We start from the raw sequence: 14,416 nt of genomic DNA on the forward strand, positions 1-14,416 counted from the left end.
AACGTCCCGCACAAAGGCGTGCGGAACACTGATGGCGCCTGCCCCGTCCCCGACCGGACCAAGGGCAGGCGCCGTCGCATGCTCAGGGCACCCGGTAGGTGTCCCCGTACATCTCCCACACCAGCGGCGTCGACAGCTTCAGGTTCCCGGCCGCCAGGAACCGGCGCTGGGCCGTGTCGACGCGGGAGGTGTCGATGCCCGGGCGCTTGGCCCGCATGGCCTGCTCGCGGACGTCCAGGAAGGTGTCCAGGTAGGCCTTCTCCGAGCCGCCCTGCCCCGGCGTCCTCGCCTTGGCCATGGCCCGCTCGCGCAGCCCGTAGAAGCCCTCGGCGTCGGTGTCGGGGCCGTGGAAGACCATCGCGTCGTAGTAGACGAACTGGCCCAGCGTGCCCAGGCCGTCCAGCTTGGCCAGCCGCACCGCCGGTTCGAAGTAGACCCGGTCGCGCTCCTCCTCCTGGGCCGCGCGGAACGCCGGGACCTGCGCCTCCGCCTTCCAGGCCGCCGTGAAGCCCGGGTCCAGGCCCTCGTGGGAGTCACTGCCGTCCACCTCGCGCAGGGCGGGCAGATAGCCGGCCAGGCCGTTGTCCGGGTGGGCCTCGGTGTAGCGCTCGACCAGGGTGAGCAGGTCGTGGGTGCCGGTGCAGAAACCGATGATGCCCGCCGTGTACCCGTCGCCGTCGCCGACGTCCTCGATGCTGCCGTAGGCGGTGCGCCACTTCGTGGTCGAGTTCTCCGCGCTCGACACCAACTGCTGGGCCAGCTCCTTCTTCGCCGGTGCGGCGAGCCCCGGCGGCAGGTCCGCGATCAGCGCGTCGTCCGCCTCCCGCTCCTTCTCGGCCCGGTCCTTGGCGTCGTCGCGGGTCGACGGGGCGGTGGCCGAGGACGACGACGAGGCGGCCGAGGTGTCCGCCGAATCCGCCGAGTCGTCCGGCACGGCGAGATACACGCCCGCGGCGATCACGGGAAGCGCCCCGAGGAGCAGCACTCCGGCACGTTTCATTGGGGGACACCTCTCATAGGGGAACACTTCCGCCGGTCAGTTCCGACACCTTCACCGCCGCCGTCACCGCCAGCAGTACCACCAGCCCGGCCCCCGCCCCGGCCTGCACCGCCACCCGGCGTCCGCCGCGGGGTGCGTACGCGTACGCGAGGGCCAGCGCACCGCCCGCCAGCAGGCCGCCGAGATGACCCTGCCACGAGGTGAACCAGGCGGACACCACCAGCCACAGCAGCAGCCAGGCCATGAAACGGCTGACCCGCCCCCGCGCGGCGCCCAGCCTGCGGTGCAGCACGTAGTACGCGGCCCCCACCCCGAAGACGGCCCCGGACGCGCCGACCGAGACCTGCCCGGGATCGGCGAGCACCAGCTCCAGGACGGAACCGCCGAGCGCCGACAGCAGGTACAGAACGAGGAAACGAACCCGGCCGAGCATCAGTTCCACCACCCGCCCCAACTGCCACAGCACGACCATGTTCATCGCGAGGTGCAGGATCCCGAACGTGCCCTCGAAGGGCGACTGGTGCAGGAAGGCGCTGGTGAGCAGCCGCTCCCACTCGCCCCCGGCCACACCCTCCACCCGGGGCGGCCCGGAGCCCAGGAACAGGCCGTCACCGCCGGGCAGGGGGGTGCCGTCCGGCCCGACCAGCCGCGAACCCACCATGGCGAACCGGTCCACCAGCCCCGGCCGCACCAGCTCCGCCAGGTAGGCGAGCACGGTGAGCGCGAACAGCGCGTACGTCACCACGGGCGTCGCCGAGATCCGGCCCCCGACCAGGGTCCGGGCCTGCCGGACCGACCGCGCCCCCTCCTTCACGCACTCCGGACACTGGTGGCCGACGGGCGCCTCACGCATGCAGTCCGGGCAGATGTACCGCTCGCAGCGGGTGCAGCGGACGTGGCACTCCACCGCGGGATGGCGGTAGCAGGTGGTGGCGGTGGACTCGGAATCCACGGAGCCGGCTCCTCGGGACGGGCGGACGGTGAGCCGGTGGGGTCGGCGGCGAACAAAATAGCGAATGCCGGGGGACCGGCCGAGCGGCGGGGGTGCGCCGTGCCGTAGCCTCGGCACCCGGATGCCGCAAGGCAGGGGTGACGGGGGAGTCCGCATGGCCGCGATCAGTCTCACCAAGGTGCGGGAGACGGCGCCCGCGCTGGTCGACCTGTACAAGACCGCCGGGGTGTCGCTCACCAAGCACGGCATGGAGGGGACCCGGGCAGCGGTCTACCTCGTCGTCGACTACTCCGGCTCCATGAAGCCGTACTACAAGGACGGCAGCGTGCAGGCGCTCGCCGACCGGGTGCTGAGCCTGTCCGCCCACCTCGACGACGACGGCACCGTGCCGGTGGTGTTCTTCTCCACCGACGTCGACGCCGTCACCGAGATCGCCCTCGCCGACCACCAGGGCCGGATCGAGCGGATCGTGGCCGGTCTCGGGCACATGGGCAAGACCAGCTACCACCTGGCCATGGACGCCGTCATCGACCACTACCTGGACAGCGGCGCCCGCCACCCCGCCCTGGTCGTCTTCCAGACCGACGGCGGCCCGATCAACCGGCTCGCCGCCGAGCGCTACCTGTGCAAGGCGGCGCCGCTGCCGCTGTTCTGGCAGTTCGTCGGCTTCGGCGACCCGGACAGCCGCCAGTTCGAGTACCTGCGCAAGCTGGACGAACTCGCGGTGCCCGGCAAGCGGGTGATCGACAACGCCGGGTTCTTCCACGCGGGCCGCGACCCGCGGAAGGTGACCGACGCCGAGCTGTACGACCGGCTGGTGGGCGAGTTCCCCCAGTGGCTGGCGGCCGCACGCGCCCAGGGCATCGCGCGGCCCTCCTGACGGCGCCCGGGACCGGCGGTCAGTGCCGCAGGGAGAAGCCCAGCACGACCCGGGCGGACACCTCCACCGCGCCCGGAGCCAGTGCGCCGGGCGGGCCGCCGCCCGCGGCGGCACGGAACGCGGCGACGGGCTCCGACTCCACGTCCTGGATGTGCAGCACCGGCCCCAGCCGCGCGTCCGCCGCCTCCGCGTACACCTGGGCCTTGCGGCGGGCCGCGGCCACCGCCCGGCGCCGTGCCTCGTCGAGCAGCGCCGGCCGGTCGCGCACGTCGAACTCCACGCCGTCGATCCGGTGCGCCCCCGCGTCGACCACGTCCGCGATCAGCCGCTCCAGGTCGTCCAGCGCCCCGGTCTCCACCGCGTACGAGGCCTGGCACCGGTAGCCGAGCAGCGTCCGGCCACGGGCGTGGGCGTCGTACTCCGAGCTGAGGCCCAGCCGGGAACCCGACACCGCGCCGTCCGGCACACCGTGCCGCCGCAGCACCTCCCGCAGCCGGGCCACCGCCTCGCCGGCCCGCTGGAAGGCCTGCTCCGGCGACGGTTCCAGCACGTCCACCGCCGGCCGCACCCGAGCGAGCGACGGCTCGGCCCGCACCGTGCCCGAGCCGAACACGCTGATGCCCCACGGTTCTTCGATGGCCTGTGTCATAAGGGCATTGAAGCAGCGCCCCCGCCACCCGCGCCGCGAGTTACGTGTCGCACTCCAGCACCGTCCGGCACAGCCCGCACCGCGCCCGGACCCGCCCCCGCACCGGCACCCGGATCCGCTGGTGGCAGGTCGGGCAGGGAAAAGACACCCGGAGCTGCCCGGGCGGCTGAGCGGTGAAGGAGTAGGGATCGCCGACCACCGCCGCCCCGGCGGCGTGCGGGTCCTGCGCGTGGCGGCGGTCCCGGGCGTAGCGGCGGCGGCCCGCCCAGCCGGCCGCGGTCAGCGGCGGCTGCTGCTCGTCCCGGCGCGCCCGGGCCAGCCCCTTGCCGTACGCCGTGTAGGCCTGCGGGCTGGTGAACCACACCGACGGGTCCTCGCCGAACACCAGCGCCCGCTTGGCCAGGACGTAGCCGAACTCCTCCGGGGTCAGGTACCCCAGCTTCTGCGAGGTCGCCGAGTCCTCCCGGTAGGCGTCCAGGAGCAGCCAGCCCGCGCCCAGGTACGTCGTCGCCGTGTCGGTGAGGATCTCGTTGTCCCGGGTGGAGGGGAAGGCCAGGTCGAGACGGTGCAGGTAGACGTGCATCACCTCGTGCGCGAGGGCCGCGCCGATGTCCCGGCGATGGGTGCGGAAGCGGTCGTTCAGCTCGATGAAGTACTCCGGGCCCGCCGTGAGTTCCACGTTCGCCGCGTGCGTCATCTCGCGGAAGGAGACGATCATGCGGGCGTCGGGCAGCCGGTAGTGCCGCACCAGCTCGTGCGCCACCCGCTGCGTGCCGAGGTACAGGTCGTCCGTGTCGCAGAACGCCACGTCCACCGGGGCCACACTGGCCGCGAACGTCCGGACGGTGTCGTACGACAGCCGCCGGTACAGCGCCGTGACCGCCTCCCGCACCGTCTCCAGGTGCGGGAACCCGTGCTCGACCGGTCCGCCGTTCGCCACGTCCGACCCCCAAGACGCCTGAACCCTGCCTCCTGAACCCTGCCCCCACTGTACGAGCAGCCCTACGGCGACCCTACGGCGTTCACCGCCTGAGACGGTCTGCGACGGGCGGGCCGGCGCCCGTAGGGTGGGCGCCCATGACCACCAGCAACACCGGTACCGGTGCCGTCGAACCCGCCGTCCGCGAGGAGCTGGCCCGGCTGCGGGACAGCATCGACAACATCGACGCGGCCGTCGTCCACATGCTCGCCGAGCGCTTCAAGTGCACCCAGCAGGTCGGCCACCTCAAGGCCCGCCACCAGCTGCCGCCCGCCGATCCGGCCCGCGAGGCCCAGCAGATCGCCCGGCTGCGCACCCTTGCCGAGAGCGCCAAGCTCGACCCGGCGTTCGCCGAGAAGTTCCTGAACTTCATCGTCGCCGAGGTGATCCACCACCACGAGCGGATCGCGGAGAGCAGCGCCGCCGGCGGCACACCGGCCACCGACTGAGACCGGACGCGCCCCCGCCCACGGGGGCGCACGCCGGGGGAGTGCGACGCGGACGCGCGGCCGGCACGGCGGACCGGACATACCGTACGTACCGAACCGCCTCTGTGCCCTGCCCACCGCATCAGGCAGCATGTCGTGCATGTCCGTACTGACGCGCGACGAAGCGCAGACCCGTTCCCGGCTCCTCGACGTCCACCACTACGCGATCGACCTCGATCTGACCCGTGGGGACGAGACCTTCGACTCCCGGACCGTGATCCGGTTCACCGTCCGCGGCGACACGGACGGCACGGACACCTTCGTCGAGGTCAAGCCCGCGGAGCTGCGCTCCGTCACCCTGGACGGACAGCCCCTGGACCCGGCCGCGCTCGACGAGAACCGGCTGGCGCTGAAGAACCTCACCCCCGGCGAACACGAACTGCGCGTCGACGCCGCCATGCGCTACTCCCGCACCGGCGAGGGCATGCACCGCTTCACCGACCCCTCCGACGGCGAGACCTACGTCTACACCCAGCTCTTCCTGGACGACGTCCAGCGCGTCTACGCCGCCTTCGACCAGCCCGACCTCAAGGCCGTCTTCGACCTCGCCGTGACCGCCCCCGAGGGCTGGACCGTCCTCGCCAACGGCGTCACCGAGCACACCGGCGACGGCCACTGGAAGGCCGCCACCACCCCGCTCATCTCCACCTACCTCGTCGCCGTCGCCGCCGGTCCCTGGCACTCCGTGCGCACCGAGCACCGCGGCCTGCCCTTCGGCATCCACTGCCGCCGCTCGCTCGCCCCGCACCTGGACGCCGACGCCGACGAACTCCTCGACGTCACCCGGGCCTGCTTCGACCGCTACCACGAGAAGTTCGACGAGCCCTACCCCTTCGACTCCTACGACCAGGCCTTCGTCCCCGAGTTCAACGCCGGCGCCATGGAGAACCCCGGCCTGGTCACCTTCCGCGACGAGTTCGTCTTCCGCTCCGCCGTCACCGACACCCAGCGCCAGACCCGCGCCATGGTCATCGCCCACGAGATGGCCCACATGTGGTTCGGCGACCTCGTCACCCTGCGCTGGTGGGACGACATCTGGCTGAACGAGTCCTTCGCCGAGTACATGGGCTACCAGACCACCGCCGAGGCCACCCGCTTCGCCGACACCTGGACCGACTTCGGCGTCACCCGCAAGGCCTGGGGCTACGACGCCGACCAGCGACCCTCCACCCACCCCGTCGCCCCCGAGAACGTCCAGGACACCGCCTCCGCCCTGCTCAACTTCGACGGCATCTCCTACGCCAAGGGCGCCTCCGCCCTGCGCCAGCTCGTCGCCTGGCTCGGCGAAAAGGACTTCCTGGCCGGCATCAACATCCACTTCGAGCGCCACAAGTTCGCCAACGCCTCCCTCGCCGACTTCATCGACTCCCTCGCCGCCGCCACCGACCGCGACGTGCACGCCTGGGCCGACGCCTGGCTGCGCACCACCGGCGTCGACACCCTCGTCCCGAGCGTCACCGGCGACAACGGCAACCGCGCCCTCACCGTCCACCGCACCGGCGAGCGCCCCCACCGCATCGCCGTCGGCCTCTACGACCAGAGCCCGGGCGACGAGGGCCGCCTCACCCCGCGCGAACGCCTCGGCATCGACGTCCCCCAGGCCGAACCCCGGCCCATCGGCAAACTCCCCGCCCTGGTCGTGCTCAACGACGGCGACCTGAGCTACGCCAAGATCCGCTTCGACCCCGACTCCTTCCGGACCATCCGCGAGAGCCTGTCCGGCCTGCCCGACCCGCTCACCCGCGCCGTCGTCTGGAACGCCCTCAGGGACGCCGTCCGCGACGGCGAACTCCCCGCCGCCACCTACCTCGACATCGCCCGCACCCACCTCCCGCACGAAACCGACCTCGCCCTCGTCGACGGCGTCCTCGCCTTCGCCGCCGGCCAGATCGCCGACCGCTACGCCACCCCCGAGCAGCGGCCCGCCGCCCTCAACACCCTGGCCGACCTCTGCCGCGACCTCATCCGCCGCACCGAGGACGGCGACCACCCCGGCCTGCGTCTGATCGCCGTACGCCACCGCATCGCCACCGCCGCCCACCCCGACACCATCGCCGCCTGGCTCGCCGACGGCACCGTGCCCGGCGGACCCGAACTCGACCCCGAGCTGCGCTGGCGCATCCTCACCCGGCTCGCCGTCCTCGGCGCCACCGACGAGGCCGCCATCGCCGCCGAACTGGCGAACGACCCGAGCGCCACCGGCCAGGAGGGCGCCGCCCGCTGCCGCGCCGCCCTGCCGGACACCGAGGCCAAGGCCCGCGCCTGGGAGGCCATGTTCGCCTCCGACGACCTCTCCAACTACCTCTTCACCGCCACCGCCCAGGGCTTCTGGCAGCCCGAACAGGCCGACCTGGTCCGGGACTACGTACCGCGCTACTACACCGAGGCCGTCGCACTCGCCGCCCGCCGCGGCCCCGCCATGGCCGACGCCGCCGGCCGCTGGGCCTTCCCCGCCCACGCCGTCGACGCCGACACCCTGCGCCTGGGCCAGGACTGCCTCGCCGACGCCGAACCGATCCCCGCCCTGCGCCGCAAACTCACCGACCAGCTCGACGACCTCGCCCGCGCCCTGCGGGTACGGGAGGCGAACACGCACTGACCCGGCCGCGGCCGGTCCCCCCGCGCGGCGCGGCGGGACCGGCCCCGCTCCCGGTCGAAAGCCGCCGGGATACCCCTTTCGGGTTGTGATCACTGAGCTGTCCGGGCGTACGCGCCCCTGCGCGTGGAAGCTGGAACCCCAGCCCCCCGTGCCCGGAGGACCGCTCATGGGCATGCCGCCCCTTGCCTCGGGCCCGCACGGCACCGACGCCCTGCGGCCCCTGCTCGACACCGTGCTCGACGCCCTGCACGCCGGCACGGCCGCACGCGGCGGCCCACTGCCCGCGGGCGGCCCGGGTGCCGTCGCCGCCCGGATGGCGGACGCGGCCGGTGAGATCCTGCCCGAGAGGGGCGACCCCGAGGCGCTCCGGGCGCTGGTCACCGCGCTCGCCGAGGGCGCCGCCGACCCCGCCCACCCCCTGTGCGCGGCCCACCTGCACACCCCGCCGCTCGCCGTCGCGGCCGCCGCCGACCTCGCCGCGAGCATCCTCAACCCCTCCCTCGACTCCTGGGACCAGGCACCCGCCGCCTCCGCGCTGGAAACCCTCGTCACCCGCGCCCTCGCCCGCGAGACCGGCGCCGCCGACGCCCTCGTCACCACCGGCGGCACCGAGTCCAACCAACTCGCCGTCCTGCTCGCCCGCGAGCGGCACGGCGCCGGCCTGCGACTGGTCCACGGAGCGGGCGCCCACCACTCCCTGCCCCGCGCCGCCTGGCTGCTCGGCCTGCCCGAACCCGTCGTCGTCCCCGCCCCCGCCGGCACCCTCGACCCCGCCGCCCTCGACGAAGCCCTCACCCAGGTCCCCGGCCCGCACCTCGTCGCCGCCACCGCGGGCACCACCGACGCCGGGCTCATCGACCCGCTGCCCGAAATCGCCGCCCGCTGCGCCGCCCACGGCGCCCGCCTGCACGTCGACGCCGCCTACGGCGGAGGCCTCCTGTTCAGCGAACGGCACCGCGCCCGGCTCGCGGGACTGGAGGCCGCCGACACCGTCGCCCTGGACCTGCACAAACTCGGCTGGCAGCCGATCCCCGCCGGACTCCTCACCGTCACCGACACCGACGACCTCACCGCCCTCCACCACCGCGCCGACTACCTCAACGCCGACGACGACACCGACGCGGGCCTCCCCGACCTCCTCGGACGCTCCCCGCGCACCAGCCGCCGCCCCGACGTCCTGAAAACCGCCGTCACCCTCAAGACCCTGGGCCGCGCCGGACTGGGCGCCCTCGTCGACACCGTCTGCTCCCTCGCCCAGGAGTTCGCCCGGCTGATCGAGACCCACTCCGGGTTCGAACTGCACACCCCGCCCACCATCAGCACGGTCCTGTTCCGGCCCGCCGCGGCCACGGACGACGCCGTCGCCGCCGTACGCCGCACGCTGCTCACCACCGGCCGCGCCGTCCTCGGCCGGGCCCGCGCCGACGGCCGGCTCTGGCTCAAGGCCACCCTCCTGAACCCCCACACCCACCCAGACGACCTCGCAGCACTCCTGACGCTTGTGGAAGGACACGTCCCGCGATGAACACCCCCGCACACCACACCCCCGACACCCCCCGCGACCTCGTCGGCATCGGCATCGGCCCCTTCAACCTCTCCCTCGCCGCCCTCGCCGACCCCCTCACCGGCCTCGACGCCGTCTTCTACGACCAGCGCCCCGACTTCCGCTGGCACCCCGGCCTGCTCATCGACGGCGCACGCGTCCAGGTGCCCTTCCTCGCCGACCTGGTCACCCTCGTCGACCCGGCGAGCCCCTGGACCTTCCTCAACCACCTCAGAGCCAGAGAACGCCTCTTCCCGTTCTACTTCGCCGAGCGCTTCCACATCGAGCGCGCCGAGTACGACGCCTACTGCCGCTGGGTCGCCGACAACCTGCCCGCCCTGCACTTCCACCACCAGGTCGACGCGGTGCGCTGGAACCCCGAACGCGACCTCTTCGAGGTCGACTACACCCAGCTCGACGCCGACGGGGAGGCCGAGGCCCTCGGCCGCACCCACTCCAGGAACGTCGTCCTCGGCATCGGCACCGAACCGCACGTCCCCGACCCGCTCAGACCCCTCGCCGACGACCCCGCCGTCCCCGTCGTCCACGCCGCCGACTACCTCCGCCACCGCGACACCCTCCTGGCCGCCGGACACGTCACCGTCATCGGCACCGGCCAGTCCGGCGCGGAGGTCTTCCTCGACCTGCTCCGCCACCGCCCCGCCGGGCGCGAGCGGCTGCACTGGCTCGGCCGCACCGAGGCCCTCGCACCCATGGAGTACTCCAAGCTCGGCCTGGAGCACTTCACGCCCGACTACACCCGCTACTTCCACGGCCTGGCCGAACCGGTCCGCGACCGCCTCGTCGCCGCCCAGTGGCAGCTGCACAAGGGCATCGACGCCGACACCACCGCCGCCATCCACGACGAGCTGTACCGCCGCACCCTCGACGGCGGCTGGCCCGACACCACCCTCACCCCCGGCGTCCACGTCCGCACCGCCGGACGCCTCGCCGCCACCCAGGTCGAACTCCACCTGGAACACGAACAGCAGAAGACCCGCTCGCGCCTCACCACCGACGCCGTCGTCCTCGCCACCGGCCACCGCGAACGCCCGCTGGGCCGCCTCCTCGCCGGGCTCGACCCCTACATGCGGCGCGACAGCTCCGAACGCCCCCGCGTCGACGACCGCCACCGCCTCGTCCTCGACCCCTCCGTCACCGGCAACGTCTACGTCCAGAACGCCGAGACGCACACCCACGGGGTCGGCACCCCCGACCTGGGCCTCGCCGCCTGGCGCAGCGCGACCATCCTCAACGACCTCACCGGGCGGGAGCCCTACCCGCTGCCCGCCCGCACCGCCTTCACCACCTTCGGCCTGGACGGCGGCCTGCCCCAGATCCCGTCCGCGCGCCACCACCGGGCGCTCACCCCCCTGGTGGACGGGATCTGAACCGGCCGCCCCGGGCGGCCCCCCTCAGAACACCGGCGTGCCCTCGCGCGTCAGCGACCAGTCCGCGGACGCGAAGTCCTTCGGATCCAGCACACCCTTCGCCGTCGCCCACTCCGCGATCCGGGTGCGGATCTCCGTCGACTCCGACCACAACTCCTTGGCCGACGCCACGTGCGGGAAGGCACCGCCGCCATTGGCCCGGTAGTTGTTCACCGCCAGCACGAACTGCTGCGCGTCGTCCAGCGGAGCACCGCCGTACGTCAGGTTCCGGATCCGCGAACCGGCCGCCTGCGCCACGTCGATCTCGTACGCCAGCCCCGACACGTAGTCGTAGTTGTAGTCCGGGCGGCCGTTCGCGTTGGTCAGCTTGTCCACGTCCACCGGCGCACCGGCCGCCGTTCGGACGTAGTACTCCGCCGAATACTCCAGGTACGCCCGCAGCTGCGCACCCGTCAGCAGCTTCGCGACCAGCGTGTTGTCGTACACGTACAGGCTCGACAGGTCCCGGATCGTCACGTCGCCGGCCGGGATCTCGGAGGTCCGCGAGAACGGCGACGCCTGCGCCAGCACCGGCAGTGCGGCGTACTCCGTACCCGCCAGCGCCTCCTTGACCACGTCCTCCTGCACCTTGGTGATCAGGTCGATGATCGGGGCGTCCTTGTACCGCGCCTCGACCGTGGTCAGCGTCTCGGTGGCGGTGCCCACCACCTGGTTGACGTAGGCCACCACCTTCTCGTGCTCGTCCGCCAGCAGCTTCGTGATCCCCGGGTCGTCCTCGACCGCGTTCGAGTTGCGCAGCGACGCCTTCACCGACTCGACCTGCCAGCGGCCCCGCTCGAAGACCAGCTCGAAGTCGAACAGGGTCAGCCGCTCGGCGAAGCACAGCGGCTCCGACAGCACCACCGTCCGCCCGGTCTCCTCGTTGACGACCTTCAGCTCGGCGATCTCCTCGTGCGCGTGCCCGACCAGAATCGCGTCGATACCCGGCACCTGCCGGGCCACGTTCGCCGCCGCGTTCTCGACGTACGGAACCTGGTCACCGTAGGAGGACGTGCCCGACGAGCCCGAGTGCGCCGAGACGACCACCACGTCCGCACCCATCGAACGCAGCTTCGGCACCCACTTGGCCGCCTGCTCCTCAAGGCCCGGGAAGGCCAGCTTCCCCTGCACGTACGCCTTGTCCCAGATCGCGATGCCCGGGTTGGTCAGCCCCAGTACCGCCACCTTCACCGGCGGCGCGCCCTTCACCCGGAACGTCTTCATGAAGTACGGCGGGAAGGCGGGCTTCAGGGTCTTCGCGTCCACCGCGTTCGCGCCGAGCAGCGGGAAGTCGCACTGCTCCTCGAACCTGCGCAGCGTCTCGATGCCGTAGTTGAACTCGTGGTTGCCGAGCGCCACCGCGTCATAGCCGATGGCGTTCATCGCCTGCGCCATCGGGTGCACCGGACCGCCCTCGGCGGTGATCGGGTCCACCTTCGCGTAGTAGTACGTCAGCGGGGTGCCCTGGATGGTGTCGCCCGCGTCCACCAGCAGGGTGTTGCGGCGGCCCTTCTCCTCCCGGACCTGGTTCACCAGGGTGGAGATCCGGCCGAGACCCTGGGCGTTGCCCGCCGCGTCCGTGTACTCGGCGTCCTTGAAGTAGTCCCAGTTGAAGACGTGCCCGTGCAGGTCGGTGGTACCGAGCACGGTGAGCGCGTACCGCTTGGGCTTCCGGTGGCCCCGGTGCGCGGGGGCCGCGGCCTCGGCCGCCGGAACCGCCGCCGCACCGGCCAGGGCGACCCCCGCCCCCGTCACGGCGGACCTGCTCAGGAACTTCCGGCGGTTCAACGGCATGGCTGCTTCTCCTCGGTGACCCGTACACACATTGGCGACGCGCGTAGATTCTGTCCTGAACATGCCTCCTGTCAAGGGGTGGCGGACCAGCCGAACGCTCATCGGAGCGGCGGCCTGCACAATTCAACACTTGTCAATAACCCGTTACTCAAAGGTTGTTGAGTGGTCATGCGTGGCCAATTCGCTACCCGGCAGTAAGTCATAGGCTCGAACCATGCGCCGAGCAAAGATCGTCTGCACTCTTGGTCCCGCCACCGACTCGTACGACCAGATCAAAGACCTGGTCGACGCCGGAATGGACATCGCCCGCTTCAATTTCAGCCACGGCACCCACGCCGAGCACGACGAGCGCTATCGCCGGGTCCGCAAGGCCTCCGACGAGACCGGCCGCAGCGTCGGCACCCTCGCCGACCTTCAGGGCCCGAAGATCCGCCTCGGCCACTTCGGCGAAGGACCCGTACTCCTTGAACGCGGCGACACCTTCACCATCACCGTCGAGGAGGGCGTCGAGGGCGACCGCCACCTCTGCGGCACCACCTACGCGGGCCTGGCCGAGGACGTCACCCCCGGCGAACGCGTCCTCGTCGACGACGGCAAGGTCTGCCTGGAGGTGACCGGCGTCGACGGGACCCGGGTGCGGACCCGGGTGATCGAGGGCGGCATGATCTCCGACCACAAGGGCCTCAACCTGCCCGGTGTCGCGGTCTCCGTACCCGCCCTCTCGAAAAAGGACGAGGACGACCTGCGCTGGGCGCTGCGGGCCGGCTTCGACGCCGTCGCCCTCTCCTTCGTCCGCAGCGGACGCGACATCCTCGACGTCCACCGCATCATGGACGAAGAAGGCCGCCGCCTCCCCGTCATCGCCAAGGTCGAAAAACCACAGGCCGTCGAGAACATCGAGGACATCGTCGCCGCCTTCGACGGCATCATGGTCGCCCGGGGCGACCTCGGCGTCGAAATGCCCCTCGAACAGGTACCCATCGTCCAAAAGCGCGCCGTCAAGCTCGCCAAGCGCAACGCCAAGCCGGTCATCGTCGCCACCCAGATGCTCGACTCCATGATCGACAACGCCCGCCCCACCCGCGCCGAGGCCTCCGACGTCGCCAACGCCGTCATCGACGGCACCGACGCCGTGATGCTCTCCGGCGAGACCAGCGTCGGCAAACACCCGACCGACACGGTGCGCACCATGGCCCGCATCGTCGAAGCCGCCGAGGAGGACATCCTCGCCAAGGGACTCCCCCCGCTGACCGAACGCAACAAGCCCCGCACCCAGGGCGGAGCGGTCGCCCGCGCCGCCGCCGAGATGGGCGACTTCCTCGGCGCCAAGTTCCTGGTCGCCTTCACCCAGTCCGGCGACACCGTCCGCCGCCTCTCCCGCTACCGCTCACCCATCCCGCTGCTCGCCTTCACCCCGGAACCGGCGACCCGCTCACAGCTGAGCCTGACCTGGGGCGTGGAGACCTTCATCGGCCCGCACGTGGACTCCACGGACGCGATGGTCGACCAGGTGGACGAGCTTCTGACCCGCTACGGACGCTGCGAGAAGGGCGACGTCGTGGTCATCACGGCCGGCTCCCCGCCCGGGGTGTCGGGCACGACCAATCTGGTGCGGGTGCACCACATCGGGGAGGACGACAGTCCCAAGTGATCAGCACTTGGGACCGACGTGAACGTCCATGAGGGCTACGGAGACTTTGCGGGCCACGGAGATGTCGTACGCGTTGCCGAGGCGGGTGCAGCGCGTCCACTCGTAGCGCTTGCGTTCGCCGCCGACGGGCCGGGTCGTCCAGTTGGTGACACGGCAGCCGTCCGAGTGGATGAGCCCCCGCACGAACTCCCAAGGGTGAGCGGTACATGCGACCACTTTGCGAGCGCGGGGGTTGCGACACGCGGAAAAAAGTGGATGTTCACGAGAACGTGTACATCCACTTCAGTTGGAACCTTCGATTCTGAGGAAAAGTGCCCCGGGTGGGATTCGAACCCACACTGAATACCTTTTGAGGGTATCGTCTCTGCCGATTGGACTACCGGAGCTCCTGCGAATCGAAGATTTAGCCCGACCCGCTGCCCGTCCACCATACCGCAGCTGGGTAGGCTCT

General features: G+C 71.8%; 11 protein-coding genes, 1 tRNA gene and 1 pseudogene. 6 read left to right on the top strand and 7 right to left on the bottom strand.

The annotated features are described in order from the left end of the window. Positions 1–82: 82 nt before the first annotated feature. Both ACH4D3_RS34175 and ACH4D3_RS34180 read right to left on the bottom strand, forming a co-directional pair. Positions 83–1,000: a chitosanase gene (locus ACH4D3_RS34175; RefSeq protein ID WP_398330439.1), complete on the bottom strand. Its 918-nt coding sequence runs from the start codon at positions 998–1,000 to the stop codon at positions 83–85. A gap of 13 nt (positions 1,001–1,013) precedes the next feature. After that, positions 1,014–1,952 (bottom strand): rhomboid family intramembrane serine protease, encoded by a 939-nt coding sequence (locus ACH4D3_RS34180; RefSeq protein ID WP_398330442.1) that lies wholly within the window; start codon positions 1,950–1,952, stop codon positions 1,014–1,016. A gap of 154 nt (positions 1,953–2,106) precedes the next feature. Here ACH4D3_RS34180 and ACH4D3_RS34185 point away from each other — a divergent pair, with 154 nt between their 5' ends. Beyond that, a complete protein-coding gene (locus tag ACH4D3_RS34185; protein ID WP_398330445.1) occupies positions 2,107–2,832 on the top strand; it encodes a vWA domain-containing protein in 726 nt (241 codons plus the stop codon). A gap of 19 nt (positions 2,833–2,851) precedes the next feature. Here ACH4D3_RS34185 and ACH4D3_RS34190 read toward each other — a convergent pair whose 3' ends face one another. Both ACH4D3_RS34190 and ACH4D3_RS34195 read right to left on the bottom strand, forming a co-directional pair. Then, positions 2,852–3,481, bottom strand: a complete 630-nt coding sequence (locus tag ACH4D3_RS34190) for an SIMPL domain-containing protein (protein ID WP_398330448.1) — start codon at positions 3,479–3,481, stop codon at positions 2,852–2,854. 40 nt (positions 3,482–3,521) lie between these two features. Continuing rightward, positions 3,522–4,421 carry a hypothetical protein gene (locus ACH4D3_RS34195; protein WP_398330451.1) on the bottom strand — a complete coding sequence of 300 codons (900 nt, stop codon included), beginning with the start codon at positions 4,419–4,421 and terminating at the stop codon, positions 3,522–3,524. A gap of 137 nt (positions 4,422–4,558) precedes the next feature. On the opposite strand from ACH4D3_RS34195, the gene ACH4D3_RS34200 reads away from it, so the two are divergent. From ACH4D3_RS34200 to ACH4D3_RS34215, 4 genes are all read left to right on the top strand, one after another. After that, positions 4,559–4,909: a chorismate mutase gene (locus tag ACH4D3_RS34200; protein WP_398330453.1), complete on the top strand. Its 351-nt coding sequence runs from the start codon at positions 4,559–4,561 to the stop codon at positions 4,907–4,909. A gap of 139 nt (positions 4,910–5,048) precedes the next feature. Beyond that, entirely contained in the window at positions 5,049–7,547 is a 2,499-nt protein-coding gene (gene pepN / locus ACH4D3_RS34205; RefSeq protein ID WP_398330456.1) for an aminopeptidase N, read from the top strand. A 166-nt stretch (positions 7,548–7,713) separates the two neighbouring features. Continuing rightward, the gene (locus ACH4D3_RS34210; protein WP_398330459.1) at positions 7,714–9,072 is read left to right on the top strand and encodes a pyridoxal phosphate-dependent decarboxylase family protein; all 1,359 of its coding nucleotides are present in this window, start codon (positions 7,714–7,716) and stop codon (positions 9,070–9,072) included. Further along, the gene (locus ACH4D3_RS34215; RefSeq protein WP_398330462.1) at positions 9,069–10,481 is read left to right on the top strand and encodes a lysine N(6)-hydroxylase/L-ornithine N(5)-oxygenase family protein; all 1,413 of its coding nucleotides are present in this window, start codon (positions 9,069–9,071) and stop codon (positions 10,479–10,481) included. Before ACH4D3_RS34210 ends, ACH4D3_RS34215 begins: the two co-directional genes overlap by 4 nt. 24 nt (positions 10,482–10,505) lie before the next feature. Here ACH4D3_RS34215 and ACH4D3_RS34220 read toward each other — a convergent pair whose 3' ends face one another. After that, positions 10,506–12,314 carry a bifunctional metallophosphatase/5'-nucleotidase gene (locus ACH4D3_RS34220; RefSeq protein ID WP_398330465.1) on the bottom strand — a complete coding sequence of 603 codons (1,809 nt, stop codon included), beginning with the start codon at positions 12,312–12,314 and terminating at the stop codon, positions 10,506–10,508. A gap of 214 nt (positions 12,315–12,528) precedes the next feature. Between ACH4D3_RS34220 and pyk the strand changes: the two genes are divergently transcribed. Further along, complete coding sequence (gene pyk, locus ACH4D3_RS34225) at positions 12,529–13,965, top strand: pyruvate kinase (protein ID WP_398330467.1); 1,437 nt, start codon at positions 12,529–12,531, stop codon at positions 13,963–13,965. Here pyk and ACH4D3_RS34230 read toward each other — a convergent pair. Both ACH4D3_RS34230 and ACH4D3_RS34235 read right to left on the bottom strand, forming a co-directional pair. Further along, positions 13,966–14,166 (bottom strand): annotated as a pseudogene (locus tag ACH4D3_RS34230) (helix-turn-helix domain-containing protein); the annotation flags it as partial. A 111-nt stretch (positions 14,167–14,277) separates the two neighbouring features. Beyond that, positions 14,278–14,351, bottom strand: a tRNA-Leu gene (locus ACH4D3_RS34235). Positions 14,352–14,416 lie beyond the last annotated feature (65 nt).

Source organism: Streptomyces sp. NPDC018026 (assembly GCF_044327745.1).
Taxonomy (GTDB): domain Bacteria; phylum Actinomycetota; class Actinomycetes; order Streptomycetales; family Streptomycetaceae; genus Streptomyces; species Streptomyces rubrogriseus.